27 protein-coding genes are annotated in these 26623 nt (G+C 65.9%); 5 read left to right on the plus strand and 22 right to left on the minus strand.

Annotation, left to right across the window (positions count from 1 at the left end; all coding sequences use genetic code 11):
- Nucleotides 1-17: 17 nt before the first annotated feature.
- Together katE2 and LZ012_RS05070 are read right to left on the minus strand one after the other, a co-directional pair.
- The gene (katE2, locus tag LZ012_RS05065) at nt 18-1457 is read right to left on the minus strand and encodes a catalase KatE2 (RefSeq protein ID WP_275708206.1); all 1440 of its coding nucleotides are present in this window, start codon (nt 1455-1457) and stop codon (nt 18-20) included.
- A 376-nt stretch (nt 1458-1833) separates the two neighbouring features.
- Nucleotides 1834-2001 carry a hypothetical protein gene (locus tag LZ012_RS05070; RefSeq protein ID WP_275708208.1) on the minus strand — a complete coding sequence of 56 codons (168 nt, stop codon included), beginning with the start codon at nt 1999-2001 and terminating at the stop codon, nt 1834-1836.
- A gap of 106 nt (nt 2002-2107) precedes the next feature.
- Between LZ012_RS05070 and gcvA the strand changes: the two genes are divergently transcribed.
- Nucleotides 2108-3076, plus strand: a complete 969-nt coding sequence (gcvA, locus tag LZ012_RS05075) for a transcriptional regulator GcvA (RefSeq protein ID WP_275708210.1) — start codon at nt 2108-2110, stop codon at nt 3074-3076.
- 36 nt (nt 3077-3112) lie between these two features.
- Here the strand turns inward: gcvA and LZ012_RS05080 are convergent, their stop codons facing one another.
- The 7 genes from LZ012_RS05080 to LZ012_RS05110 form a co-directional block, all read right to left on the minus strand.
- Nucleotides 3113-4393, minus strand: coding sequence for a DUF3422 family protein (locus tag LZ012_RS05080; protein ID WP_275708212.1), 1281 nt, complete (start codon nt 4391-4393; stop codon nt 3113-3115).
- Between the two features lie 10 nt (nt 4394-4403).
- Nucleotides 4404-4571 (minus strand): hypothetical protein, encoded by a 168-nt coding sequence (locus tag LZ012_RS05085; RefSeq protein ID WP_275708214.1) that lies wholly within the window; start codon nt 4569-4571, stop codon nt 4404-4406.
- Nucleotides 4568-5644 (minus strand): AbrB family transcriptional regulator, encoded by a 1077-nt coding sequence (locus LZ012_RS05090; protein WP_275708216.1) that lies wholly within the window; start codon nt 5642-5644, stop codon nt 4568-4570. Before LZ012_RS05090 ends, LZ012_RS05085 begins: the two co-directional genes overlap by 4 nt.
- Nucleotides 5645-5757: 113 nt before the next feature.
- Nucleotides 5758-6825: an ABC transporter ATP-binding protein gene (locus tag LZ012_RS05095; RefSeq protein ID WP_275708218.1), complete on the minus strand. Its 1068-nt coding sequence runs from the start codon at nt 6823-6825 to the stop codon at nt 5758-5760.
- A complete protein-coding gene (locus LZ012_RS05100; RefSeq protein ID WP_275708220.1) occupies nt 6818-8488 on the minus strand; it encodes an ABC transporter permease in 1671 nt (556 codons plus the stop codon). Before LZ012_RS05100 ends, LZ012_RS05095 begins: the two co-directional genes overlap by 8 nt.
- 136 nt (nt 8489-8624) lie before the next feature.
- The gene (locus tag LZ012_RS05105; RefSeq protein ID WP_275708222.1) at nt 8625-9719 is read right to left on the minus strand and encodes an ABC transporter substrate-binding protein; all 1095 of its coding nucleotides are present in this window, start codon (nt 9717-9719) and stop codon (nt 8625-8627) included.
- A 126-nt stretch (nt 9720-9845) separates the two neighbouring features.
- Nucleotides 9846-11252, minus strand: a complete 1407-nt coding sequence (locus LZ012_RS05110) for a porin (RefSeq protein WP_275708224.1) — start codon at nt 11250-11252, stop codon at nt 9846-9848.
- Nucleotides 11253-11409: 157 nt separating this feature from the next.
- Between LZ012_RS05110 and LZ012_RS05115 the strand changes: the two genes are divergently transcribed.
- Both LZ012_RS05115 and LZ012_RS05120 read left to right on the plus strand, forming a co-directional pair.
- Nucleotides 11410-12087 (plus strand): response regulator, encoded by a 678-nt coding sequence (locus LZ012_RS05115; RefSeq protein ID WP_275708226.1) that lies wholly within the window; start codon nt 11410-11412, stop codon nt 12085-12087.
- Nucleotides 12087-13517: a sensor histidine kinase gene (locus LZ012_RS05120; protein WP_275708228.1), complete on the plus strand. Its 1431-nt coding sequence runs from the start codon at nt 12087-12089 to the stop codon at nt 13515-13517. The genes LZ012_RS05115 and LZ012_RS05120 overlap by 1 nt, the downstream gene beginning before the upstream one ends.
- A 14-nt stretch (nt 13518-13531) precedes the next feature.
- Here the strand turns inward: LZ012_RS05120 and plsY are convergent, their stop codons facing one another.
- A complete protein-coding gene (gene plsY, locus LZ012_RS05125) occupies nt 13532-14125 on the minus strand; it encodes a glycerol-3-phosphate 1-O-acyltransferase PlsY (protein WP_275708230.1) in 594 nt (197 codons plus the stop codon).
- A 68-nt stretch (nt 14126-14193) separates the two neighbouring features.
- Between plsY and LZ012_RS05130 the strand changes: the two genes are divergently transcribed.
- Nucleotides 14194-14544, plus strand: coding sequence for a dihydroneopterin aldolase (locus tag LZ012_RS05130; protein ID WP_275708232.1), 351 nt, complete (start codon nt 14194-14196; stop codon nt 14542-14544).
- 60 nt (nt 14545-14604) lie between these two features.
- Here the strand turns inward: LZ012_RS05130 and LZ012_RS05135 are convergent, their stop codons facing one another.
- The 9 genes from LZ012_RS05135 to LZ012_RS05175 form a co-directional block, all read right to left on the minus strand.
- Complete coding sequence (locus tag LZ012_RS05135) at nt 14605-15045, minus strand: CBS domain-containing protein (protein WP_275708234.1); 441 nt, start codon at nt 15043-15045, stop codon at nt 14605-14607.
- 104 nt (nt 15046-15149) lie between these two features.
- Nucleotides 15150-15638 (minus strand): Cys-tRNA(Pro) deacylase, encoded by a 489-nt coding sequence (ybaK, locus tag LZ012_RS05140; RefSeq protein WP_275708235.1) that lies wholly within the window; start codon nt 15636-15638, stop codon nt 15150-15152.
- A gap of 8 nt (nt 15639-15646) precedes the next feature.
- Complete coding sequence (locus LZ012_RS05145) at nt 15647-17494, minus strand: PAS domain-containing sensor histidine kinase (protein WP_275708237.1); 1848 nt, start codon at nt 17492-17494, stop codon at nt 15647-15649.
- Nucleotides 17495-17608: 114 nt separating this feature from the next.
- Nucleotides 17609-17821, minus strand: a complete 213-nt coding sequence (locus LZ012_RS05150; RefSeq protein WP_275708239.1) for a hypothetical protein — start codon at nt 17819-17821, stop codon at nt 17609-17611.
- A gap of 83 nt (nt 17822-17904) precedes the next feature.
- Nucleotides 17905-18156 carry a hypothetical protein gene (locus LZ012_RS05155; protein ID WP_275708241.1) on the minus strand — a complete coding sequence of 84 codons (252 nt, stop codon included), beginning with the start codon at nt 18154-18156 and terminating at the stop codon, nt 17905-17907.
- 109 nt (nt 18157-18265) lie between these two features.
- Nucleotides 18266-19165 (minus strand): site-specific tyrosine recombinase XerD, encoded by a 900-nt coding sequence (xerD, locus tag LZ012_RS05160; RefSeq protein ID WP_275708243.1) that lies wholly within the window; start codon nt 19163-19165, stop codon nt 18266-18268.
- Nucleotides 19152-19643 carry a methylated-DNA--[protein]-cysteine S-methyltransferase gene (locus LZ012_RS05165; protein ID WP_275708245.1) on the minus strand — a complete coding sequence of 164 codons (492 nt, stop codon included), beginning with the start codon at nt 19641-19643 and terminating at the stop codon, nt 19152-19154. Before LZ012_RS05165 ends, xerD begins: the two co-directional genes overlap by 14 nt.
- Nucleotides 19644-19669: 26 nt before the next feature.
- Nucleotides 19670-20845 (minus strand): acyl-CoA dehydrogenase, encoded by a 1176-nt coding sequence (locus LZ012_RS05170; protein ID WP_275708247.1) that lies wholly within the window; start codon nt 20843-20845, stop codon nt 19670-19672.
- Between the two features lie 64 nt (nt 20846-20909).
- Entirely contained in the window at nt 20910-22166 is a 1257-nt protein-coding gene (locus LZ012_RS05175; RefSeq protein WP_275708249.1) for a glutamate-5-semialdehyde dehydrogenase, read from the minus strand.
- Between the two features lie 113 nt (nt 22167-22279).
- On the opposite strand from LZ012_RS05175, the gene LZ012_RS05180 reads away from it, so the two are divergent.
- The gene (locus LZ012_RS05180; RefSeq protein ID WP_275708251.1) at nt 22280-22519 is read left to right on the plus strand and encodes a hypothetical protein; all 240 of its coding nucleotides are present in this window, start codon (nt 22280-22282) and stop codon (nt 22517-22519) included.
- A 36-nt stretch (nt 22520-22555) separates the two neighbouring features.
- Here the strand turns inward: LZ012_RS05180 and LZ012_RS05185 are convergent, their stop codons facing one another.
- The 3 genes from LZ012_RS05185 to LZ012_RS05195 are packed head-to-tail and all read right to left on the minus strand — an operon-like array spanning nt 22556 to nt 26621.
- Nucleotides 22556-23485 carry a diguanylate cyclase domain-containing protein gene (locus LZ012_RS05185; protein WP_275708253.1) on the minus strand — a complete coding sequence of 310 codons (930 nt, stop codon included), beginning with the start codon at nt 23483-23485 and terminating at the stop codon, nt 22556-22558.
- Nucleotides 23464-26091, minus strand: a complete 2628-nt coding sequence (locus LZ012_RS05190) for an ATP-binding protein (protein WP_275708255.1) — start codon at nt 26089-26091, stop codon at nt 23464-23466. Before LZ012_RS05190 ends, LZ012_RS05185 begins: the two co-directional genes overlap by 22 nt.
- Nucleotides 26088-26621: a YfiR family protein gene (locus LZ012_RS05195; RefSeq protein WP_275708257.1), complete on the minus strand. Its 534-nt coding sequence runs from the start codon at nt 26619-26621 to the stop codon at nt 26088-26090. Before LZ012_RS05195 ends, LZ012_RS05190 begins: the two co-directional genes overlap by 4 nt.
- Between the last annotated feature and the right edge of the window lie 2 nt (nt 26622-26623).

The following is a 26623-nucleotide window of genomic DNA, read 5'->3' on the forward strand; positions in this document are numbered from 1 at the left end:
CCACTTTGGTTCAGCGATCAAGCGGCGAGGCCGAGTGCCTGGGCGACCCCGGCGCCGTAGGCTGGGTCGGCCTTGGCGCAGTTGCCGATGTGGCGGCGCTTGATCTCCTCCGGCGCATCGCCCATGGCACGGGCGGTGTTGTCGAACAGGATCTGCTGCTGGGCCGGCGTCATCAGGCGGAAGAGCGCACCGGGCTGCGAATAATAGTCAGTGTCTTCGCGGTGATTCCAGTGGTCGGCGGCGCCTTCGATCGACAGCGGCGGCTCGCGGAAATCGGGCTGTTCCTGCCACTGGCCGTAGCTGTTCGGCTCATAGCCCAGCGTCGCGCCGTGGTTGCCGTCAGTGCGCATCTGGCCGTCGCGGTGGTAGCTGTGCACCGGGCAGCGCGGCGCATTGACCGGGATCTGGTGATGATTGACGCCGAGCCGGTAGCGTTGCGCGTCGCCGTAGGAGAAGAGCCGCGCCTGCAGCATCTTGTCCGGCGAGAAACCGATGCCGGGGACGACGGCGGCCGGGTTGAAGGCCGATTGCTCGACTTCGGCGAAGAAGTTTTCCGGATTGCGATTGAGTTCCATGACGCCGACCTCGATCAGCGGATAGTCCTTGTGCGGCCACACCTTGGTCAGGTCGAAGGGGTTGTACGGCACGGCCGAGGCTTCACGCTCCGGCATGATCTGGACGTACATGGTCCATTTCGGGAAGTCGCGGTTGTCGATGCTGTTGAGCAGGTCGCGCTGGTGCGACTCGCGGTCGCGGCCGATGATTTCGGTCGCCTCGGCATCACTCAGGTTCTTGATGCCCTGCTGCGACTTGAGGTGGAACTTGACCCAGTAGCGCTCGTTCTGCGCATTGATGAAGCTGAAAGTGTGCGAGCCGAAGCCGTGCATATGGCGGTAGGTGGCCGGGATGCCGCGGTCGGACATGACGATGGTGATCTGGTGCAGGGCTTCCGGCAGCGAGGTCCAGAAGTCCCAGTTGTTGGTCGCCGAACGCATGTTGGTGCGCGGGTCGCGTTTGACGGCATGGTTGAGGTCGGGGAACTTGAGCGGATCGCGCAGGAAGAAGACCGGCGTGTTGTTGCCGACCAGGTCCCAGTTGCCTTCCTCGGTGTAGAACTTGACCGCAAAGCCGCGGATGTCGCGCTCGGCATCGGCCGCGCCGCGTTCGCCGGCGACGGTGGTGAAGCGGGCGAACAACTCGGTTTTCTTGCCGATCTGGCTGAAGATCTTGGCGCGGGTGTATTTCGTGATGTCGTGGGTGACGGTGAAGGTGCCGTAGGCGCCGGAACCCTTGGCGTGCATGCGGCGCTCGGGGATCACTTCGCGGTCGAAGTGGGCCAGCTTTTCAAGCAGCCAGACGTCTTGGAGCAAGACCGGGCCGCGCGGGCCGGCGGTCATGGTGTTCTGGTTGTCGACCACCGGGCAGCCGGCGGCAGTGGTGAGTTTATTGCCGTTCATGGTGTCTCTCCTGCTTGGTGTGTGGGATGGCGCGGGTCAAAAGTTGTCCGGCAGATTGGCCAGGACATCGATACAGGAATCCCAGGCCACCAGTTCGTCGAACCAGCGATCGATGAAACGGGAAATCATGGCTTCCTCCTGGGTTGAACAAGGTCGAGCCGACCTGATGGACTCAGTGTAGGAGGGTGCGTTCGATTGATCTAATTGATTGAGTCAATCGGATTGATAGCTTTTGGTTGCTGATTCAAATGGCATTAACTGGACCGGTGCGGTGCCCCGCCCCGTGCAAACTAAAATGGCGCATCGGATCGATGCGCCATTTGTTCCTGCTCCGTGCCGCATTTCTGCGGAGAGCCGCTCCGGTGAGCGGAGGGATTTATTTGCTGGGCGTTTGCGGCCGCAGCCAGCCGAGCGTCCAGGCAAGGGCCTTGCCGGCGCTGGTGATGATCAGGTTGCGGGTTTCCTTGCGGAAGTGGAAGAGGGTCTGGACGAGGACCATGGCGAGAACCACGGCGGAGACATAGAGGTTCAGATCGCTGTTCATGTGCTGTTCCATATATTTTGTGTTGGACGGCCGCCACTGTAGGGCAGCATGCTGCGTTGCAACAAACTATGATTTGTCAGTCGATACGTGAGAAAATCTCAGCTGTATGCCGTATCGACTGCCCCCCCTGAATGCCTTGCGCGCCTTCGAGGCCGCTGCCCGCCACCTCAGCTTCAAACTGGCCGGCGAAGAACTGTCGGTGACGCCGACCGCCATCAGCCACCAGATCCGCGGCCTTGAGGACTACCTCGGCTTTCCCCTGTTCCACCGGCTGACGCGCGCCATCGAGCTGACCGCCAAGGGGCGGGCCATGCTGCCCAAGGTGCGCGAGGGGCTGGATGCCTTCGCCGCCGCCATCGACAGCACGCGCCGCCATGACGAAGGCGGCCGCCTGCTCGTCTCGTCGCCGCCGACCTTCCTGGCCCGCTGGCTGATCCGCCATCTGCCCGGCTTCGCGGCGCGCCATCCGGAAATCCAGTTGCACATGACGGCCTCGCTGGCCATGATCGACCCGCCCGATGCCGAGGGGGCGCCGGCCGTCGAGGATGCGGCCGGCGCGACGGAAGAGGCCGAGGTGTTCATCCGCTTCGGGCGCGGCCAGTATCCCGGCTGCCAGGTCGAGCGCCTGTTTTCGCCGGTGTATACGGCGGTGTGCAGCCCGCGTCTGCTGTCCGGCACGCAGCCCCTGAAGGTGCCGGCCGATCTGGCCCAGCACGCCCTGTTGCATGACGACACCATCCCCGAACTGATGGTGCGGCCGACCTGGGACGAATGGCTGAACCTGGCCGGCGTCAGCGGCATCGACAGCAATGCCGGTATGCATTTCAGCGACTCCGGGCTGGTGCTGTCGGCGGCCATCGACGGCGTCGGTATCGCCCTCGCGTCGAAGCCGCTGATCGAGGCCGAGGTGGCGGCCGGGCGGCTGGTTGAGCTGTTCGATATCGTGATCCGCCGGCCGCAGGCCTACTTCCTCGTCATTCCCGAGGCGGTGGCGGGGCAGCCGGTGGTGCGCGCCTTCCGCGACTGGCTGCTCGACGAGGCGGCACGCATGGCCGACCTGCCGGCCTCGGGTTGAGCCCTGGCCGGTGCGGCCGGCCGGGTACAGTCAGCTTTACGGGTGCAGGCGTTTGTGCAGCCGGCGGATGCCCAGCCAGGTGGCGCCGGCGATCAGCGGCAGGAGCAGGCCGCTGACCTGATCGACCGGGATGGCGAAACCCCAGCCCTTGAGCGCCTTCAGCGCATAGCCGGCGAGGCCGATGCCGTAATAGGAAATGGCCACCACCGACAGCCCTTCGACCGCCTGCTGCAATTGCAACTGGCGCTGGGCGCTGCGGTTCAAGCTTTCCAGCACGCCCTGGGTCTGCCTTTCCTGGGCCAGATTGACCCGGGTGCGCAGCATGTCGTTCGAGCGGCTGATGCGGGCGGCGAGTGCCTCCTGGCGGGCGGCGACCGACAGGCAGGTGTCCATCGCCGGGGCGAGGCGCCGTTCCATGAATTCGCCTATGGTCGGCACGCCTTCGATGCGCTTTTCGCGCAATTCACCGATGCGGGCGCCGACAATGCGGTAGTAAGCCTGCGCCGCGCTGAACCGGTAGCCGGTGCGGAAGGACTGGGCGCGAACTTGCGCGTCGAGGCGGGCGATATCGCGGAGCAGCCCTTCGGCATCGCCGTCGATGTCCAGGCTGCTCATCCGGCTGCCCAGTTCGGTCAGGTCCTCCTCGATGCGGCCGAGCAGCACGGCGCTTTCACGGGCCAGCGGCAGGGCGAGCAGGGCCATCATCAGGTAGGTCTCGATTTCGCACAGGCGCTGGACCAGTCGGCCCATCTGCGATTCGCGCAGATCGGTGTCGCGGATCAGGAATTTCGAAAAGCCGTCCGGCCCGACCTGAAAATCGGTCCACATTTCACCGCCCGACAGCACTTGGCTGCCGACCAGGGGCGGCAGCGGGAACAGCCGCTTGAGCCGCCAATCGGCGATGGCGAGCGGGGCGCCGCGTTCGGTGATGATGTGCGAGGCGACGATCACCGAGCCGTGCAGCGTTGCCAGCCAGTCGGCCGGCACGTGGCGCAGGGCGGTGAACGCAAAGTCGCCGCCTTCCTCGCCGGCCTCGACGAAACTGAAGGTCGAGAACTCGCTATGACGCTCCCACTTGAGGCGGAAATGGCCGAAGTCGTGGAAGAAATACTGCGCCCCGGCGGCCGGCGGGGCGACGCCGAAGCGGGCACACAGCGTGGCGAGCAGTTGGTCGTGCGCGGCCTCGCCGCCGTCGGTGTGGATGGCCAGGTGCGAAATGCGGGCCGGCGCTTCGAGCACCATGAAGGGCCGGGCGTGGATCTCGCTGGCCAGCGCCAGGCGCAGCGGGTGGTTGAGCGGGGCTGCCAGGCACAGCATGGCCGTAGGCTCAGTTGTAGCCGAGGATGGCGGCCGGACTGTCGTCCGTCTGGGCGGGGTTGCGCTCGACGCTTGCCGGCACGGCCGGGCTTTGCCGCTCGTCGCGATAGACCGGTGTCGGCTGGCCGCTGGGCGGGGCGGCGTGCTGACTGGCAGTCGAAGCGGTGGATGGATTCATGATTGGTCTCCTTTGGTGGGGGTGAATTGTTTTTCGCGCCAGGCCAGGTAATGGCGGCAGAGCAGCGGGGCGCAGACGGTGAGCAGCACGACACGCAGCACGTGGGTGGCGGTGACCAGCGGCACGCTGAGGTGCATTTCGCGGGCGGTGATGCTCATTTCCGCCATGCCGCCGGGGGAAGAGGCGAGCAGCAGCGAGGGCACCGGAATGGCGATCAGTTGGCCGAGCCCGGCGACGAACAGCGCGCAGAGGAGCAGGGTCAGCCCGGTGGCCAGGGCCGACACGCCGAGAAAGCGCGGCGCGGCGCGGAAGAAGGCCGGCGAGAAGCGGGTGCCGAGCGCGGTGCCGAGCAGCAACTGGCCGCTATTGACCAGCCAGCCGGGCAGGCTGCTCAATGGCAGGCTGGCGGCGGTCAAGCCGCCGACGATGAGCAGCGGGCCGAGCACCCAGGCATTGGCGATGCGCAGTTTGGCAAACAGCAAGACGCCGGCCAGCGAGGCGGCGACCAGCAGCGGGAAGCGCAGCCAATCGACGCTGCCGGCCAGGGCGCGGAACGACTCGTGGCCGTTGCTGGCGCCGTGATGCAGGGCGAAGGGAATCAGGCTGACGACGAGCATGACGCGCAAGGCATGGGCGGCGGCGACGCGGTCGAGGGCGCCGCCCTGGCGTTCGGCCAGGACGACCATTTCCGAGGCGCCGCCGGGCAGCCCGGCAAAGAAGGCGGTGGCGGCGGAAACCTGCCCCCAGCGTTCGATCAGACGGGCGGCGATGAGGCCGAAGACGACGGCGCTGCCGGCCATGAGCAGAATGGCGACGACGTGGCGGCCGAGTTCGCCGAGCACGGCCGGCGTGAAATAGAGGCCGAGCGCGGTGCCGATCGCCCATTGCCCGGCCTGGCGGCCACCGGGCAGCGCGTCGAGGCGGGCGCCGGCGGTGCGTAGGATGGCGATGGCGAACAGCGGGCCGAGCATCCAGGGCAGCGGCAAATGGAGGTGGCTGGCGGCGGCGCCGGCCAGTCCCGCAATGAGCAGGGCGGCGACGATGCGCAGGACGCGGCGGATAGGGGTGGGCATGGCCGGAAGATTTACGGGCTAGCGGGCAAAGCGCAGGTCAAAAAAAGCGTCCTGCCAGCGGCAGGCAGGACGCCAAGCTTGCGGCCACAGGGGACGCTGGCCGCAGGGAGAAATCAGAAAATCCAGACGCTGTCGCGCGGAAATTCCAGCCAGCGCTTGCCGGCATCCTCGTGGCGCTTGCCCCAGGCGCGCAGCAGGTCGCTGCCGGCGTGGAAGACGTACTCGAAGCGGTCGCCGAGGAACATCGAGGTGGCCAGTTCGACTTCGGCCCGGTTGTCGCCGGCGGCGTCGGCCAGGTGCACCTGCTCGACGCGGATGACGGCTTTCGCTTCGTGGCCGATGGCGGCGTTGGTCCGGCGCAGGCCCCAGACCGAAATGCCGTTGTCGAGGTCGATGCGCGCCTCGCCGCCGCGGATGTCGCCGATGCGGCCGGTCATGATGTTGTTGCTGCCCATGAAGTCGGCGACGAAATAGGTCTGCGGCTGGCCGTACATCTCGGTCGGCGTCCCCTGCTGCTCGATGACCCCGCCGTTCAACAGCAGGATGCGGTCGGACATGGCCATCGCTTCCGACTGGTCGTGGGTGACGACCAGTGCCGACAGCTGCATTTCGACGATCAGGTTGCGCAGCCAGGCGCGGGCTTCCTCGCGCATCTTGGCGTCGAGGTTGGACAGCGGCTCGTCGAGCAGGATGACCGGTGGGTTGTAGACCAGTGCCCGGGCAATCGACACGCGCTGCTGCTGGCCGCCTGACAACTGGTGCGGGTAGCGTTCGGCGAGATGGTCGAGGCCGAGGTTCTTCAGTGCCGCATGGACGCGCTGGACGATGTCGTTCTTGGCCACCTTGCGCAGGACCAGCGGGTAGGCGACGTTGTCGAACACCGTCTTGTGCGGCCACAGCGCGTAGGACTGGAAGACCAGGCCGAGGTCGCGCTTTTCGGCCGGGATGTCGATGCTGGCGGCGGCGTCGTAGATGGCGCGGCCGGCGATGCAGACGCTGCCGGCATGCGGCTGTTCCAGGCCGGCGACGGCACGGAGCAGGGTGGTCTTGCCGCTGCCCGAGGGGCCGAGCAGGGAGACCACTTCGCCGCGGCGCAGCTGCATGGAGACGTCCTTCAGGATGGGGTTGCTGCCGTAGGACAGGGCGAGGTTGTCGACGGCGAGGATGGTCTTGTCAGTCATGAAGTTTTACTCCGAGGCGCAGGGCGATGGCCAGGCCGATGCCGACCAGGGCCATGTTGATCAGGGACAGGGCTGCGACCACATCGACGGCGCCGGAGGCCCACAGGGAAACGATTTGCGCACCGATCACCTCGGTGCCCGGGGAGAGCAGGTAGACGCCGGTCGAGTACTCGCGCTCGAAGATCATGAAGACGAGCAGCCAGGCGCCGAGCAGGCCGTTGCGGATGAGTGGCACGGTGATGTCGCGGGCGACGCGGGCATTCGAGGCGCCGACCAGGCGGCCAGCTTCTTCCAGTTCCGGGCCGACCTGCATCAGCGCGCTCTGGATCAGGCGCATGCCGTAGGCCAGCCAGACCACGGCGTAGGCGAACCACACCGAGAACAGCGTCGAGCGCAGCGGGGTCAGGAAAGGCACGAACAGGAAGACCCAGAACACGGCCAGACCGGCCATCAGGCCCGGCACGGCGCGCGGCGTCAGCACGATGTAATCGACGAAGCGCGAGATGGCGTCGTTCTTGCGATGCGTGACCAGGCCGATGGCGAGGTAGCCGCCGACCGCCAGGGCGCCGCCCAGGGTGCCGATGAGGAGCGAATTGATGATGGAGCGGATCATCGTCGATTCGTCGAACACGGCACGGAAGTGGTCGAGGGTCAGCACGTCGAGCAGGTTGATGCCCTGGCCCCAGCTGCTCACCACCGAGCGCAGCGCGATGCCGACCACCGGCACGACGACGCTGAAGAACAGCCAGGCGAGGATCAGGGCGAAGGCCACCCACTTCCACGGGCCGAGCATCAGCGGGCGCTGGCGGGCCGACTTGCCCTTCATCGCCACGAAGCGCTGCGCCGACTTGAGCAGGAAGCGCTGCAGCAGGACCAGCGGGAAGGTCACCGCGATGATGCAGGTCGCCACCGCCGCCATCAGGTGGTAGGACGGGGTGCCCAGCTTGTTGGTCAGCTTGTACAGGTAGGTGGTGAGCACCAGGTGGCCTTCCGGGTCGCCGAGGATCAGCGGCAGGCCGAAGATCTCGAAGCCGAGGAAGAAGACCAGCACGCCCACGTAGAGCAGGGCCGGCGAGACCATCGGGATGGACACGTCGCGGGCGACGCGGAAGGGGCTGGCGCCGGTCAGGCGGGCCGCTTCCTCGACGTCGGAGCCGAGGTTGCGCAGGGCCGACGAGGAGTACAGATAGACGTGCGGCACATGCGTCAGGCCGGCGATGACGATGATCGAGGCCAGCGAGTAGATGTTCCACGGCACGCTGCCGAAGATCGACTCGAACCACACCGAGAAGAAACCGACCGGGCCGAGCGACACGACGTAGCCGAAGCCGAGGACGACCGGCGAGACGAAGATCGGGATCATGATCGGCGTCTCCAGCCACTTGCGGCCGGGCAGGTCGGTGCGGACCATGATGAAGGCCAGGATGGCGCCGAGCGGGATGGCGATGGCGCTCATGCCGACGGCGATGGCCAGCGTGTTTTTGGTCGCCGACCAGAAATCGGGGTCGTCGAAGATGAAGGCGTAGGACTCCAGGCTGAGCCCGGCCGTCGGCATGAAGAAGGGGCCGGACAGGATGCTCTGGTAGAGCACCAGCCCGATGGGGAAGAAGACGGAGAGGGCGAGCAGGGCCACCACTACCCGTCGGGGCAATGTTTGCAACATGGGAGTACCTCGGAAGAAAGGGGGAGGCGGTTGGTCGCAAGTTCCCCGTCATTCCCGGGTTAAGGGGAATCCAGGCGGGGGTTCCTGGGCTCCCGCGGGGGATGGGAGCGACGGGGGCTTGCCGGTCGGCCGGGGCTTACTTGCCCTTGACCGTGCTATTCCACTGCTTGAGGAATTCGAGACGCTTGGCCTGGTCGAGATAGGTAAGCAGGCCGGTGTTGATGGCGACCGGGCGCAGCGCGTCGCCGAGCTGCTTCTTCAGGCCGCTGGCCGTGGTATCGCCTTCGACGTCGGGGCGGATGGCGTAGAGGTCGGACTTGCTGGCGATGATCTCCTGGCCCTTCTTGGACAGGATGAAATCGAGCCACAGCTTGGCGGCATTCGGATTCTTCGCCTTCTTGGCGATGAACATCACGCGGCTGAGCACCAGCGTGTAGTCCTTGGGCAGCACGATGCCGATCGACGGGTCCTTCTGGGCGCGGGTCAGCGCGTAGGCGGCGTTCAGGTTGTAACCGATCAGGTTCTCGCCGGAGGCGATGCGTTCCATCATCGTGCCGGTAGAGGCCTGGACGCGGACCTGCACGGCACCGAGCGCCTTCTGCAGTTCGGCGAAACCGGCGGCATTGACCTGCTTGTCCTGGGTGACCAGCATGAAGCCGACGCCGGATTTTTCCGGATCGTAGGTATTGACCTTGCCCTTGAACTTGTCGGTCTGCGTGGTCAGCAGCTTGATGAAGTCGGCGTGGCTTTGCGGCACGTCGGCGGCCGGGATCAGCCGCTTGTTGTAGACGATGCCGATCGGCTCGTAGGTGGTGCCGAAGGCCTCGTTCTTCCAGTTGGCCCATTCCGGCAGCTTGGCGGTTTCGGCCGACTTGTGCGGCTGGGCGTAGCCGTCGTTGACCAGCTTGATCTGCAGGTCCATGGCCGACGACCAGGTGACGTCTGCGGAGCTGCCGGCCGCTGATTCCGAAATGAAGCGGTTGTACAGCTCGGTGGTGCTCATGTTGCTGTACTCGACGTTGATCGCCGGGTACTGGGTGCGGAATTCGCGGATCAGATGGTTGGTCTGCTCGTTGTCGGTGACGCCGTAGATGACCAGCTTGCCTTCCTTCTGGGCGGCGGCGACGAGGTCGGCGGCCGACTGGGCGTAGGCCGGGGCGCCCAGGCCGACGGTGCCGGCGATCAGGCCGGCGAGCAGGGCGCGCTGGAAAGTGCGACGAGTGATTTTCATGATTGTCTCCTGTCTGTTCATTTTTACATTCGGCCCGCTCGTTGGCGAACCTTGTGGAAGTGATGCTAGCGGGCCGACCTTTCGAATTCCTTTCGATGCCGGCCCGTGAGCTATCTTTTTAGTTGGTCAGAAGCGGTAGCGGCCGCCGAGCATCAGCGAGGTCGGCGAGAAGTTCGGCGGCAGGCCGGAATCCTTGTCGTAGCCCTGGCAGGTGCCGCCGGCGCACAGCGAGTTCTGGCCGCCGTTCTTGTTGGTCACCTTGGCGTAGTAGGCGTAGACGTCGGTCTGCTTGTCGAGGGCGAACTCGTAGCCGACGCCGTAGTGGTCGGAGTCGCGGTCGGTGCTCAGGCGGTCGTCGAGGTGGCCATAGACGGCGCGCACGGTATGGCGCTCCATGAAGGGCACGGCGGCGCCCACCCACCAGATGTTGCGGTCCAGGCTCTTGTAGACGGCGGCGCCTTCCTGGGTGTCCTCGCCATGCAGGAACTGGCCGTACAGCTTGGCGAATTTCAGGTCGTAGGTGGCGGCCAGGTTCCACGCCTTGCGGTGGGCGTTCTCGGTGGCCGGCGCGGTCACGGTGCCCATCTTGGCGTAGTCGAGGTAGCCGGCGCCGACGAACAGCGGGCCGTTGGCGTAGGTCAGGCTGGCGCTGACCCCCTTGCCTTCGCCCTCGGGGCCGGTATTGCTGTTGCCGGGGGCGCCACCGGTCACGCCGACGTCGGCTCGGCTGTTGTTCTCCATACCGGCCGAGTAGGCGATGTTGCCCTGGAAGCCGGCAAGACGCGGCGTCGCGTAGAACACGGCATTGTCGAAGCGGCTGGCGGCCGCCGACGACCACAGGCGGAAGGCGGTGGCGCCACCGATGGTGAACGGGTCGGAGATGCTGGTGATCGAGTAGATCGGCGCATAGTCCCGACCGAAGCGCAGATCGCCGAAGGTCTTGCTGTTCAGGCCGAGGAAGGTGTTGCGCGAGAAGATGGCGACGCCGGTCGAGTTGACCGAGGCCGACGAGGCGTTGCCCTGGCCCGGGTTGCTCACGTTGGAGGAGTGGCCGGTGTTCTGGCCGTTATCGACGGAGACGCCGGCTTCGAGCTGGAAGTAGGCGGTGAGGTCGTCGCCGAAATCACGCGCCCCCTTGAAGCCGAGGCGGCTGGCCGAACCGAGGCCGCTCTGGATGCGTGCCCGGGAACCCTGGCCGTAGTTGCCGTATTCGACGCCGGCATCGATGATGCCGTAGATGGTCAGGCCGTCCGGCATGGACAGGCCCTTGCTCTTGGCCGGCTCGGCGGCAGCCGCGGCTTGGGCTGTCTTGCTCGCTTCGTCGGCCTTCTTGGTCGCCTCTTCGGCTTTCTTGGTGGCCGCGCTGCTGGTGGCTGCCGTGGCGGTCAGCAGTTCTTCGAGTTTCTCCAGGCGGGCTTTCTGGGCGGCGATTTCGGCGCGCAGGTCGTCGAGCGGCGCGGCGTGGACGGTGCCGGCGACGGCCAGCGGGGCGAAGCAGGCCAGGACGGCCCGGTACAGGGATTGATGATGCATTGTCTCCTCCGAGAGGTTGTTGTCGATGTGCAATCGAACCGGTGGGTGCCGGCTGGGATCGCATTTAAGGCGGACAAGCTTTCGATTTGCTTTCGCTGCATCAACGCGGAACAATGCGTCGCAAAGTCGGGGATAACCGGCAAAACGGAGACAAGACATGAAAATCCTGCTGGTCGAAGACCATCCGGAACTGTGCGAATGGGTGGCCAAATCCCTGCGCCAGTCCGGCTATGCGGTCGATATTGCCGACCGTGGCGACCATGCCGAGCACTACCTGCTGACCGGCGAATACGACGGCGTGCTGCTCGACCTGTCGCTACCCGGCAAGGACGGGCTGGATGTGCTCAAGAGCCTGCGCGCAAGGGGTTCGCGGGTGCCGGTGCTGATTTTCACGGCGCGCGGTTCGGTCGACGAGCGGATCAGCGGCCTCAATGCCGGCGCCGACGACTACCTGCCCAAGCCCTTCGAACTGGGCGAACTGGAAGCCCGGCTGAAAGCACTGCTTCGCCGGTCGAGCGGGCAGACGCCCGTGGTTCGCCTCGGCCGCCTGGCTTTCGATACGGTCAGCCGCCTGCCCACCGTCGACGGCCAGGCCCTGTCCCTGACGCCGCGCGAACTGGCGGTGCTCGAAGCGCTGCTCGGCCGCATCGGCCGGCCGGTGTCGCGCGATGCGCTGTTCGAAAAGGTTTTCTGCATGGAGCAGGACGCCCGGCCCGAGGCCATCGAAATCTACGTGTCGCGCCTGCGCAAGAAGCTCGAAGGCAGCGGCGTTGCGGTGACCACCGTGCGCGGCCTGGGCTACCTGGTCGACGCTGCCGGCGAGGCGGCCGCCTGATGCAAGGCAGCGAAGCCGAACCGGCCAGCCTGCCGCGCAAGAGCCTGAAGCGCGGGCTGGTCGTCTGGCTGGTCGGCGTGCTGTCGGCGCTGCTGCTGGTCGATGCCTGGTACAGCTACCGCGACGCGCTGGCCGCCGCCAACCAGGCCTACGACCGCTCGCTGTCGGCCTCGCTGAAGGGCATCGCCGAGCGTATCTACGCCACGGAAAGCGAAGTGGTGGTCGATATTCCGTACTCGGCGCTCGAACTGTTCGAAGCCGGCAGTTCCGACCGCGTCTTTTACGGCGTCACCTACCAGGGGGGCGAGCAGATCACCGGCTACGAGGGGCTGCCCCTGCCGCCCACGCTGCAGCCCAATGTCGCGGTCTTCTACGATGGCGTGTACAACGGGCAGGCCCTGCGTCTGGGGGCCATGCTCAAGCCGCTCTACCGCACCGAATTCCCGCGGCCGGTCATCGTCATCCTCGGCGAGACGACCAATTCCCGGCAGGAGGTGGTGCAGAGCCTGTTCTTCGGCGAAGTCGGCCGCAAGGCCGTCCTCGTCGTCGTTGCCCTGGCCGTTGCCCTGCTCGCCACCCGGCGCGCCTTCAAGCCCATCGAACGCCTGGGCGGGGCCATCCGCAGCCGACTGGACGACGATCTGACGCCGATCGAGGCGAGCGAGGTGCCGCGCGAGGTGGCGCCGCTGGTCTATGCCATCAACCAGCATATGGGGCGCATCAACAAGATGGTCGAGGCCCGCCGCCGCTTCATCGCCGACGCCGCGCACCAGTTGCGCACGCCGCTCGCCGTGCTCAACACCCAGGCCGAATACGCCCTGCGCCAGCACGATGAGGCGGCCATGCGGCCGGCGGTCGAGGCCTTCCACAAGAGCCTGGGCAGCGCCATCCGGCTGACCAACCAGCTGCTGTCGCTGTCGCGGGCCGAGCCGGTCAACGGCTTGGCCCTGGCGCCGCAACCGGTGGACATGGCGGCGCTGGCCGGCGACATGGTGGTCGAGTTGCTGCCGCTGGCGGCGCGCAAGCACATCGACCTCGGCGTCGAAGGCATGGCCGCCGGTTGCGGCGCGGCGACGGTGTCCGGGCAGGCGGTGCTGCTGCGCGAACTGATCGCCAACCTGATCGACAATGCCATCCGCTACACGCCAGAAGGCGGGCTGGTGACGGTCGGCGTGGCCTGCGAGGACAGTGGGGAGGGGGCGGCCACGGTGGTGCTGACGGTGACTGATAACGGCCCGGGTATTCCGGCGAGCGAGCGCGAAAGGGTCTTCCTGCGCTTTTTCCGGCTCGATGCCGGCGATCATCAGGGCAGCGGCCTGGGGCTGTCCATCGTGCGTGAAATCGTCCATGGCCACGCCGGCGAAATTGCGCTGGACGACGCCCCGGACGGGCGCGGCTTGCGCGTGGTGGTGCGCTTGCCGGCGGCCTGAGCCGCTACTTCTGGCTACTTCTTCTTGCTGCCGATCTTCGATTCCTGGCCGGCCATCAGGCGCTGGATGTTCTGCCAATGCTTGCCGATCAGCGCCATGCCGAGGACGCCAACGACAAGGGTCTGGTTGGTGGCGCCGTGCATCAGCACGGCGATGACCGGCGCGGCGGCGGCGGCGACCAGGGCGGCGAGCGAGGAATAGCGCGAGACGTAGGCGACGAGCAGCCAGGTGCCGGCGACGGCGAGGCCTAGCACCGGGTCGAGGGCGAGCAGCACGCCGGCGGCGGTGGCGACGCCCTTGCCGCCCTTGAACTTGAGGAAAATCGGGTAGAGGTGGCCGACGAAGACGGCCAGCGCGACGAGGCCGATCATCGTGTCGCTGAACCCCATCTGCCGGGCGACGATGACGGCGACCGCGCCTTTCAGCGCATCGCCGATCAGGGTCATCAGCGCCGCCTTCTTGTTGCCGCTGCGCAACACATTGGTCGCCCCCGGGTTGCCCGAGCCGTAAGTGCGCGGGTCGGCCAGTCCGAAGACCTTCGACGAAATCATCGCAAAGGGAACAGAACCGAGCAGGTAGGCGGCAATCAGGGCGAGGGCGTTTTGCATGGGGGGAATTTGAACTCTAGGGGTACAATCGCGGCGAATTTTACACCTCAGCAGCGGTCGACCGCCCCATGGACATCATTTTCATCGAAGAACTGCGCGCCGAAACGTGGATAGGCATCTATCCGCGCGAAAAGGCCATGGCCCAGACGGTCGAAATATCGCTGCAGATCGGGGTGTCCACCACGTCGGCCGGGGCCAGCGACGACATCCGCGATACCGTCGACTATGCTGTGGTCGTCGAGCGCCTGCGCAAGGATCTGGCGGCCAGCCATTTCAATCTGCTGGAAAAGCTGACCGAGCACATCGCGACCTTCCTGCTCGAGAATTTTGCCGCCCAGTGGGTGCGCGTCTCGGTCGCCAAGCTGGGCATGATGCCGGGCGTCAAGCGCGTCGGCGTGATCATCGAACGCTCGATCTGAGGGCAACAAAAAAGCCGGACTGATCCGGCTTTGCAGGCATGTAGTTGGTAACGGAACGGGTCAGAGAATGACCGCCAACTCCTCGCGATGTTCCAGTTCCTGGCGGAAGTCGCACATTTCCAGGCCGAGCGCGTCGCGCGCCGACACTACGCCGATCGGGCGACCGTCTTCGAGCACGACGGGCAGATGGCGGAATCCCCCTTCGTACATCAGGTGTAGAGCGTGGCTGAATAGCTTGTCGGGACCGGTCGTCTGCGGATTGGCAGTCATCACCGAATGAATCGGCGTACTGTCGGCATCAAGGCCGGCGGCCAGCACCTTGAATGCCAGGTCGCGTTCCGTGCAGATGCCGAGCAGGGTTCCGTCGTCCGGCGAAACGATGAGCACGGCACCATCGCTGTTGTCGCGCATGTGGGCGGCCACCGCCCGGACGCTCTTCTCCGGTGTGGTGGTCAGGAATTGACGATTCTGAATAACCGTGATTACGGCACGATGCGGCATGGTTCGTCTCCTTGGTTGGGGTAGGGCCGAAGTGAGAGACAAACGCTGTTTGACAAAGTTCGCGCCAATGAACGCGCATTTGACCGCGCTCGGCAGCCAGGCTGCTAGCGCAGCGCGGCCTCGACGACCTTGGGCTGCAGCACGCGCAGGATGTCGTGCGGGTGGATGCCGACCAGGAAGCCACGCCGACCGCCGTTGATGTAGATCAGCGGCAGGTCGAGGATGGTCTTTTCGACATGCACCGGCATCGCTTTCTTGGTGCCGAACGGGCTGGTGCCGCCGACCAGGAAGCCGGTGTGGCGGTTGGCGACCTCCGGCTTGCACGGCTCGATTTTCTTGCAGCCGACCTGGCGCGCCAGTTCCTTGGTCGATACCTTGCAGTCGCCGTGCATCAGCACGATCAGCGGCTTGGCGTTCTCGTCCTCGAAAACCAGCGTCTTGACCACGGCGTGCTCGTCGACATTCAGTTCGCGGGCCGAAACCTTGGTTCCGCCATGTTCCTCGTAGGCGTACAGATGGGTCGAGAAAGGGACTTTGTGAGCCTTGAGGAATTTGGTGGCCTGGGTTTCGGGGGCGTGTTCTGTTTTGCTCATGGGGGCGGTCAGGCTTGGGGAACGGTCAGCCACTTCAGCAGCATGGCATAGACGTGTTCGGGGGCGAAAGGTTTGGTGATGAAGTCGTTCATGCCGGCCGCGGTGCAGCGCAGGCGGTCCTCGGCGAAAGCATTGGCGGTCATCGCGATGATCGGCCGCGTGGCACCGGCCGGTTGCTGGCGTATTTTCTGCGTCGCCTCGAGGCCGTCCATGATCGGCATTTGCATGTCCATCAGGATCAGGGCGTAGTCGTTCCGGGCGGCCAAGGCGACGGCCTCGGCCCCGTCGCCGGCCATGTCGACCGCCAAGCCGACGTCGGTGAGCAGGATTTCGGTGATTTCGCGATTGATCGCTTCGTCCTCGGCGAGCAGGATGCGGGCGCCGGCGAAGTGGCTGCGCAAGCTGGCGCCGGCCGAGATGCCGGGGGCCAGGGTGGAGGCGACGGCAGCCTGCGTGTCCTTGGCCAACCGGGCGGTGAACCAGAAGGTGCTGCCGGCCCCCGGGCGGCTGTCGACGCCGGCTTCGCCGCCCATCTGCTCGGCGATCTTGCGGGTGATGGCCAGGCCCAGGCCGGTCCCGCCATATTTGCGCGTGGTGCTGCTGTCGGCCTGTTCGAATGCATTGAACAGCTTGTCCTGGGCGTCGACCGCGATGCCGATGCCGGTGTCCATGACGGCGAAACGCAGCAGCGCGTCGTCAGCCCCGTCTTCCAGCGTCTCGACGCGCAGGGTCACCCCGCCGTGCTCGGTGAATTTGATGGCGTTGGTGGCGAAGTTGAGCAAGGCCTGCTGCAGCCGGGTCGGATCGCCGCGCAGCCGGGCCGCAATGCCTGCCGGCTCGACGCTCAGGCTCAGGTGCTTGGCCGTGGCGCGGTCGCGCAGCATGGCGACGACGTTATCGAGCAGCGTGTCGATCTCCAACGGCGCGTCTTCCAGCGCGAAATGGCCGGCCTCGATTTTCGACAGGTCGAGAATGGCGTTGATCACCTCGAGCAGGTGGTAGCCGGCGCCTTCCAGCTTGTCGAGGTGGCGGCGCTGCTCGGCCGACAGTTCGCTGCGTCGTATCAGGTGCGCCATGCCGGTAATGGCATTGAGCGGCGTGCGAATCTCATGGCTCATGTTGGCCAGGAACGAGGCCTTGGCGCGGTTGGCACTTTCGGCAGCCGCCTTCGCTTGCTGCAGGTCGCGGGTCCGTTCCTCGACCAGGTCTTCGAGGTTTTTCCGGTGCCGCTTCAATTCGTTCTCGATGAGTATGCGCTCGGTCACATCGCGCGACACACCGAAGGTGCCGATGACCCGCCCGTTGCCGTCGTGCAGCGCCCCCTTGGTCGACGAGAAAACCGTTCTTCCCTTGACGGTATCGACGTGCTCGTACAGGTTTTCTACGGTATTGGCCGCAATGAGACGGCTGTTGGTGGCCAGCAGTTTTTCGGCCTGGTCGGGCGGGAAAATGGCGTAGTCGTCGTGGCCGATGACCTCCTCGGCGGATTTGCCGGTAAATTGGCTCGCCGCCTTGTTGAAGATTAGATAACGACCTTCCAGATCCTTGGCGAAGATGGCGTCGGTCGAGCTGTTGGCGATCGTTTCGATCAGGCGTAGCGTGTCCATGCGCTCGGACAGGGCGGCCGCATATTGCTGCCAGTAGCGCTGGAGCAGCACGAAGAGCAGCAGCGAGGTGACGGCGACGAACAGCCAGCCCTTGATGGTGCTGATCATGACCAGTTCTTCCGGGTCGGCCGTTATCAGCAGGACAGCCTTGTCGGAAAGCAGGATCCATGCAGACGCGAAGGCGGCGTAGATCAGCACGATCTTGACGACGGCGTGCCAGCGGCCGGAATCGGAGCGGGGCTCGGACATGGAACGAGGGGCGGAATGAGGGGCGGTCAACGGTAACGGGAATCAATCTGGATATTGAAGGCTACCGAAGAACGGCCGTCGTGCCAACGGCCGCGTTGCGGCGCTGCCGCGCGATTATGCCGAGTCCTGGCGGGCGGAGCCGGTGAGCGCGACAAGCAGGCAGAAACAGCCGAAGACCATGCCGCCGATGCCGATCTGCAGAACGGTGACGATCTCGAAACCAGCGAACCAGTGCATGCCGGCCAGCCGCGCCAAGCCGGCGACGAGGCACAGCAGGAAGCCGATGAACCCGGCCAGGCGGCCGAGCGGGAGCAGAGTGGCATTCATGATGGCGTTACTCCGTCAGGGGGGGCGGTGGCCCGGGTTTCAGGGGCTGGCTCGGTTGTGTTCGGGCGGATCGATCGGGCGTCTTACGGGCGGGGCGGACGCGGCACCCGCGGTCCCGGCCGCAGCGGCCCGCGTGGCCCACGCGGCGGATTGTAATGGCGGCCGCTGCGCTGCGGGCGATAGTAACCCGGCGGCGCCGGCGGGGCCGGCACGTAACCGGGGCCGGGGACGTGTCCCGGGCCGGGCACACGTCCTGGACCGGGCAGGGCCTGGGCGGCGCCGGCGGCGAGGAGAAGCAGGGCGGAAACGACGAGGGAAAGGCTTTTGAATTTCATGTCGTCACCCTTTCGTGGGAGGGACTGAACAAACAGCCGGGAATCCACAGAATACGCCTTTGCGGCGGTACGGGAAATACGTCGGGATTTCCGCGTCGGCGGCCGGTTTTCAGCCGCGCGGGTGATGCTCGGCGTGCAGCGTCTTCAGGCGTTCGCGCGCGACATGGGTGTAAATCTGGGTCGTCGAAATATCGGCGTGGCCGAGCAGCAACTGCACCACGCGCAGGTCGGCGCCGTGGTTGAGCAGGTGGGTGGCGAAGGCGTGGCGCAGCACGTGCGGCGACAATTTGGCCGGATCGATGCTGGCCAACAGGGCATAACGCTTGATCAGCTGCCAGAAGGCCTGGCGGGTCATGGCGCCGCCGCGGGCGGTGACGAACAGAGCGTCGCTGTGCTGGCCATTCAGGATGTCCGCACGGGCTTCGTCCAGATAGCGTTTGATCCAGTCGATGGCCAGCTGGCCGAGCGGTACCAGGCGTTCCTTGCTGCCCTTGCCGAGGGCGCGCAGCACGCCGTCGGCGAGTGCCACCTCATGCTGCTTCAGATTGACCAGCTCGGAAACGCGCAGGCCAGTGGCGTACAGCGTTTCCAGCATGGCGCGGTCGCGCAGGCCGAGCGGGGTATCGAGATCAGGGGCGTCGAGCAGCGCTTCGACCTGCTTTTCCGACATCACCTTGGGCAGGCGCGACGGCAGGCCGGGGTTGGCCAGTTTCAGCGTCGGGTCGGCGACCAGGCGGCCGCGGCCGACCTGCCAGCGGTAGAAGCGGCGCAGCGTGGACAGGTAGCGGGCCTGCGAACTGGCCTTGGTGCGCCGCGCCAGGTGGGCGATGAACAGGGTCAGTGTCTGGTACTGGGCGTCGAGCAGAGGCTCGTGGCTGGCTTCGGCCAGCCAGCCGGCTAGCCGGCCGAGGTCGGAGCGATAGCTGTCCAGCGTCGCCTTGGCCAGGCCGTCTTCCAGCCACAAGGCGTCGCAGAAATTGTCGATTTCGGCGAGGTCAGCCGGCCGCACCGATACCTTCGTGCTTGAGCAGCCAGCGTTTGACGTCGAGCAGGAAGCCGCCGCGCTCGCGGGCGAAGCCGCCCAGACCGCCACCAGTGGCGACCACGCGATGGCACGGTACGACGATAGGATAGGGATTGGAGCCGCAGGCCTGGCCGACGGCGCGCGGGGCGTTTTTCAGGTTCTTCGCCACCTCGCCGTAGGTGTTGGTTTGCCCGGTCGGGATGGCTGAAATCTGTTCCCAGACACGGCGCTGGAAAGTCGTTCCGGCCGGACGCAGCGGCAGGCCGAAGGCAAAGCCCGGGTCGGCGATGTAAGCCTTGAGCTGGCGCACGGCTTCGGCAGCGAGCGGCGTCGCGGCAGCAACTTCCGGCCGTGGCTCGAGGAAATCGATGCCGGTGATTTCGTCGCTGTCGCACTGCACACCCAGGCAGAAACCGGGGGCGGCGACGATGGCCTGATAGGTCTGGTTCGGGCGAGCTTGCATGGCGAAAACCTCCGCAGTGGGGTTCTTCAGAAGGCCGAAATCCCGGTTTGGGCCCGGCCGAGAATCAGGGCGTGCACGTCATGCGTGCCTTCGTAGGTATTGACCACTTCCAGGTTCACTAAGTGCCGTATGACGCCGAAATCGTCCGAGATGCCGTTGCCGCCCAGCATGTCGCGGGCAGTGCGGGCGATGTCGAGGGCCTTGCCGCAGGAGTTGCGCTTCATCATCGAGACGATTTCCGGCGTCGCGCTGCCGTCGTCCATCATGCGGCCGAGGCGCAGCGCGCCCTGGATGCCGAGGGTGATTTCAGTCTGCATGTCGGCGAGCTTTTTCTGCACCAGCTGGTTGGCGGCGAGCGGCTTGTCGAACTGCGTGCGGTCCAGCGTATATTGGCGGGCGGTGTGCCAGCAGGCCTCGGCGGCACCGAGCGCCCCCCAGGCGATGCCGTAGCGCGCCGAGTTCAGGCAGGTGAACGGGCCTTTCAGGCCGCTGACGCCGGGCAGCAGGTTCTCGCTCGGCACGAAGACCTCGTCCATGACGATCTCGCCGGTGACTGCGGCGCGCAGGCCGACCTTGCCGTGGATGACCGGCGCCGACAGGCCGGGCATGCCCTTGTCGAGGATGAAGCCGCGGATCGCGTTGTCGTCGTCCTTGGCCCAGACGATGAAGACATCGGCTAGCGGGGCGCTGGAAATCCAGTTCTTGCTGCCGGACAGCTTCCAGCCACCGGGCACGCTGCGGGCGCGGGTGGCCAGGCTGCCGGGGTCGGAGCCAGAATTCGGTTCGGTCAGCCCGAAGCAGCCAATCAGCTCGCCCTTGCCCAGGCGCGGCAGGTATTTCTGCTTCTGTTCTTCGGAGCCGAAGGCGTAGATGGGCAGCATGACCAGCGAGGACTGCACGCTGAGCAGCGTCCGGTAGGCCGAATCGACGCGCTCGATTTCGCGGGCGATCAGGCCGTAGGAAACGTAGTTGAGGCCGGCGCCGCCGTATTGCGGCGGCAGCGTCGGGCCGAGCAGGCCCATGTCGCCCATTTCGCGGAAGATAGCCGGGTCGGTGGTTTCATTGCGGAAAGCGTCGCGGATGCGCGGTGCCAGCGCCTTCTGGGCGAAAGTCCGGGCGGCGTTGCGCACCTGGCGCTCGTCGGCGGCCAGCTGGCTGTCGAGGAGCAGCGGGTCTTCCCAGTTGAAACTTGCCTTGGCCATGCGATTCCTCCGAAAAAGCGCATCCCCGCCGCAGCGGGGATGTGGGTTTGAAGCAAACGGGTATTTAGCCGCGCACGTGTCCGTCGCCGAGCACCACCCACTTCTGGCTGGTCAGCCCTTCCAGGCCGACCGGGCCGCGGGCGTGGATCTTGTCGGTCGAGATGCCGATCTCGGCGCCAAGTCCATATTCGAAGCCATCGGCGAAGCGGGTCGAGGCATTGATCATGACCGAGGCCGAATCGACTTCGCGCAGGAAGCGCATGGCCTTCGGGTGGTTGTCGGTGACGATGGCCTCGCTGTGGTGCGACGAGTAATGGTTGATGTGGGCGATCGCTTCGTCGATGCCGGCCACCACCTTGACCGAGATGATCGGCGCCAGGTATTCGGTGTGGTAATCCTCTTCCGTGGCGGCGACGGCGTTCGGCACAAGGGCCTGCGTTTCGGCGCAGCCGCGGATTTCGACGCCCTTGCCGGTCAGCATGGCGGCGATGGCCGGCAGCTGGGCGGCAGCGACGGAACGGGCGACGACCAGCGACTCGGCGGTGTTGCAGGTGCCGTAGCGCTGGGTCTTGGCGTTCTCGACGATCTTTAGGGCCTTGGCCGGATCGGCGTCGTCGTCGATATAGACGTGGCAGTTGCCGTCCAGGTGCTGGATCATCGGTACGCGCGATTCGGCGAGCAGGCGGGCGATCAGGCCCTTGCCGCCGCGCGGCACGATGACGTCGACGAATTCGCGCATGGTGATCAGCTCGCCGACTGCAGCGCGGTCGGTGGTGTCGATGACCTGCACCGATTCGGCGGGCAAGCCGGCGGCTTTCAGGCCTTCCTGGACAAGTGCGGCGATGGCGCGGTTGGAGCGGATGGCTTCGGAGCCGCCGCGCAGGATGGCGGCATTGCCGGACTTCAGGCACAGCGCCGCGGCGTCGGCGGTGACGTTCGGGCGGGCCTCGTAGATGATGCCGATGACGCCGAGCGGAACGCGCATCTTGCCGACCTGGATGCCGGAGGGGCGGTACTTGATGTCGGTCATTTCGCCGATCGGGTCGGCCAGCGTGGCGACCTGTTCGACGCCCTCGGCCATGCTGTCGACGCCCTTCTCGGACAGCGTCAGGCGGTCGAGTAGGGCGGTGTCGAGTCCGGCGGCGCGGGCGGCGGCGAGGTCTTCCTGGTTGGCAGCGACTAGCGCAGCTTTTTCTCGGCGAATGGCGGCGGCGATGTGCAGCAGCGCGGCGTTTTTCTCTGCGGTCGTCGCTCCGGCCAGGCGGCGCGAGGCGGCGCGGGCCTGGCGGCCGACGGTCTGCATGTATTCCTTGATATCCATCGTAGTCATCGTGCTCGGTAAAGGAACATTATAGCCAGACAAATTACAGGGAACTTCCGGAACCGGGTAAACTCTTACCCGCAACGATAACAGGGCTTTCCATCGAGGACATGATGGCCGAGAAATTGATATTGCCGACCGAGGTCAAGGTCTGCGCTACGTGCAGCTACTGGGACGGCGAGCGCCACGTAGATTCCGAAATGAAGCTGGTGGTGGTTTCCGAAGAGTGCAAGGGGCAATGCCTGGTCCAGGAAATGACGAAACCTGGCCTGCACGATGTACGTCAGGAGTGTTCCTGCATCTGGGAAGACCTCGAGCCGGATGCGCCGGCCGACAAAGATAAGGACGCTTGATCGCGCTTTAGACGGCGCGCTGGCGCTTCGGGCGTTTCAATTGGCCAGTCGGTGCCAGACAACCCGGTTCCGGCCTTTGGCTTTGGCCGTGTAGAGCGCCGTATCCGCATTCAGGAAGAATTCCGGATCGACGTGCCCGTCCGTCGGGGGGGTCGTCATGCCGCCCAGGCTGATGGTGACATAGGGGCTGACCGGAGAATCCGGGTGGGGGAGGCGAAGAGCTTCCACCGCGCTGCGGATCTCGTTGGCCAGCAAGGCCGCCGCTTCGGCATCGACTTGCGGCATGAGAAAGATGAATTCCTCGCCGCCGTAGCGCGCGGCCAGGTCGCCTGGTCGGCGCATGAAACCGGTCAGGGTCGTCGCGATGTTGCGCAGGATGCCGTCGCCGGCGGCGTGTCCCAGGCGATCGTTGTAGGCCTTGAAGTGATCGACGTCCATGATCGCCAGCGATAGCGGGCTGCCGCTGCGGGCGCAGCGCCGCCATTCGTTTTCCAGTGCTTCGTTGTAGCGCCGCCGGTTGGCGATTTCGGTCAGGCTGTCGATCATCGCCAGGTTTTCCAGCAGGTGGCGATGGTGCACTGACTGCAGGTGGTTGCGCACCCGTTTGCGGACGATGGACGGATGGAAGGGCTTGGTGATGTAATCGACGGCCCCGAGGTCGAGCCCGCGTTCCTCATCCTCCGGGGCGTCGAGCGCCGAAATGAAAATGACCGGGATGTGCCGTGTCGCATCGTCGTGCTTCAGGGTCTGGATGACCTGGTAGCCGCTCATGTCGGCCATCAGCACGTCGAGCAGGATCAGGTCGGGTTGCATCTCGTGGGCGCGGTCGAGGGCCTGGCTTCCGTTCTTGGCCAGGATGACCCGGCAGTCGTGCTTGAGCAGCTCGACCAGGAGGTCGCGGTTCGGCTTCTCGTCGTCGACGACGAGGACCGTGGGGAGAGGGGTCAGGCCGGCCGGTTTGTCCATTGATGATGGAGGATGCGCAGTTTTTCCAGTGCAGCTTCGTATTCGACGTCGGCGATCAGGGCACCTGTTTCGATCATTATCTTCTCATATTCAGGCGGAATTGTTCCAGCGGCCATGAACGCCCGTTTCAGGCGGGCGAAATGCGCTTCGCTGGAGGCGTTGGCCGAGACCAGATCGGACTCGAGCAAGTTGAATAATGTTTCGATGCCGCCGCCGACATCTGGCAGCGGCTCGCTCGGCGGGGCGGCCGGCCGTGGCAGGGCGGCCAGGCCCTCGACCAGCCGGCCCAGCGTGGCGGCGAACTCATCGAGCAGTTGCTGCGGTTCGCCGGCGTCGTGCAGCCGGTTTTCCAGCGCCCGCGCCTGGTCGGCCAGCTCGCTGGCGCCCAGCGCGGCGGCGACCGATTTGATCGAATGGGCGAGGCGTATGGCATCGGCGCGTCGGTCGTCGGCCAGGCATTGCCGGATGCTGACCGCGGCCCCGGCAAAATCCTGACGGAAGGCATGGGCCGATTTGAGGAACATATCGGGCTGGTGCATGTGCAGGGCCAGCCCGCGGCGCAGGTCAACGCCGTCGATTGCCGGCCAGTCGGCGCCGGTTTCCGGCGCCGGCGCGGGGAAAAACTCAAGCTGGCCGGCGCTCGGCGGCAGCCATTGGGCGATGGCCTCGTACAGCACGGCGGCCATGATCGGCTTGGTGACGTGGCCGTTCATGCCGGCTTCCCGCGATTGCCGGCGGTCTTCCGCCGTGGCGTGGGCGGTCATCGCAATGATCGGCAGGTCGTGCAGGCGCGGGTCGGCGCGGATGATGCGGCAGGCCGTCAGCCCGTCCATCACCGGCATCTGGATGTCCATCAGGACCAGCCGGAAGGCTTCCTCGTGCAGCAGATCAATGGCTTCCTGGCCGTTGGCAGCGACGCGGACGTCGAGGCCGGCCTTGTTGAGCAGCGCGATGGCGATGGTCTGGTTGATCGCGATGTCCTCGGCAAGCAGTACGCGTTCGCCCGACCAGCGCGGCTGCGGGCCGCGCGCCGCGCTGCTCGGTGCCGCCGGGGCGGTTTCGGGCTGGGTGTCGCTCTCGGTCGGCAGGTCGAAAACGCCGGTAAAGCGGAAGGTGGTGCCTTGCCCCGGAATGCTGCTGACCGTGATTTCGCCATCCATCATTTCGACCAACTGGCGGCAAATGGACAGGCCTAGGCCGGTCCCGCCGAAGCGCCGGGTGATGCTGCTGTCGGCCTGGGTAAAGGGCGAGAACAGGTGTTCCTGCTGCTCCGGCGCAATGCCGATGCCGGTGTCGCTGACCGTGAAGGCCAGGCGGAGGCGGCCGTGGTCGCAGTCGCTGTCGAGCACGCCGACGCCGATGTCGATATGGCCGTGCTCGGTGAATTTCAGGGCATTGCCGACCAGATTGATCAGGATCTGGCCGAGACGCAGCGCATCGCCGACCAGTCGCGGCGGCAGGGCGTCGGCATCGGGCAGGTTCAGTGACAGGCCCTGGCTGCCGGCCTGCGGTGCGAACAGGCCGGCCAGCGAGCGAAACAGCTTGGCCGGTTCGAACGGCGCCCGTTCCAGAACCAGGCCGCCGGCTTCGATCTTCGAGTAATCGAGCACGTCGTTGATGATGCCGAGCAGGGTCTCCGACGATTGCACCACCTGTTCCAGGTGTTCGCGCTGTTGCGGCAGTAGCGTGGTATCGAGCACCAGGTGGCTGAGGCCGACGATGGCGTTCATCGGGGTGCGGATCTCGTGGCTCATGCGGGCCAGGAAGTCGGACTTGGCCCGGTTGGCGCGGCGGGCGTCGGCGATGGCTTCCTGCAGCGCCCGGGTGCGATCTTCGACCATCTGCTCGAGCGAATCGCGATAGCTGCCCAGTTCGCGGTCGCGCGTCTGCAGCGAGTCGAGCATGCGATCGAAGCTTTGCCCGAGACTGCCGATTTCGTCCTGGCGCTGCAGATTGACCCGCTCGGCCAGGCGGGCGTCCTGCGAAAACCGGTTGGCGAGCTGGTCGAGCCGTTCGAGCGGGGCGGTGAGCCGGCCGACGACAAAACGGGTGAGGAGCAGAGCGACAGCCAGCGCCCCGAGCAGCAGCAACGAGGTGTCGCGCGCCGTGCGCCGCATATGGCTGTGGTATTGCTCGAGCGAGACGAGCATTTCGATCCAGCCGGCCGGCGGGCTCCATTCGGTGAGCAGGATGGGCTCGCGCACCAGCAGGTAGTCGTCGGTCAGCGAAACGGTAGCCGTATTCTCCGGGAAAACGAGCGGCGGGGTGCCGGCCCGCCGGTATTCGGCCAGGACATGGCCGTCGGGCAACAGGGTGCGGCTGGCCAGGATGGCCGGGTTGATGGCCAGCGAACGGAGCAGCCGCTCCGCTTCGTGGGAATCACCAAAAGCCAGGGCGGCCTGCGAATTGCTGGCCAGCAGGCGAGCCTGGGCGGTCATCGATTCGGACCATTCGGTCTGCAGCAGGTGGCGTTGCTGGGTGTACACCAGCCAGAAAACGAGACCGACGACGATCAGCAGAAAGGAAAAGGACAGTGCCACCAGCTTGTTGCGGATGGTCGGCCGCGGCAGCAGCCGGGCGAGCAGCGACTTGAGCGGCGGCGTCACGGCTCGATTACCCGGGCCAGGCGCAGCAACTGCGCATTGAACTCGAAACCGTTGCGGCGGGCGCTGCGCCGGTTGATGACGATATTGACCCGTTCGCCTTCGAGGGGCAATTCGATCATGCCGCCGGCCCGGGCGAAGCCGGGAATGTCCGAGACGGTGACCAGGCGGCGGTTCTCGGTGCGGCTCAGCCATGCCTCGAGATTGCCCGCCTCGCTGCGCGGAATGAACAGCAGCTGGCAGCTGCCTAGGTCGCTCGGGCTCTGCCGCGCTTCAATGGTGGCGACGCTCTGGTCGATCTGGGTGAGGGCGCTGCCGAAGGGATTCCTGCCGACCACGCACAGGGTCAGCGGCGTCGGCGGCTTGTTGTCGGCGGGCCAATAGACGAATTGGGAGAGCCGATAGAACAGGATGGCCTTCACGCCGTACTCCGAGACGTCCTGCGCCTGCGCCGGCCGCAGGGGCAGCAGGCACAGGAGGAGCGCGGCGATGAGCGCTCGGCGGAACACGGCAGGAAGGGTGGAGAACGGCACGC

It is taken from the genome of Dechloromonas hankyongensis (assembly GCF_022012295.1).
GTDB classification, from domain to species: domain Bacteria; phylum Pseudomonadota; class Gammaproteobacteria; order Burkholderiales; family Rhodocyclaceae; genus Azonexus; species Azonexus hankyongensis.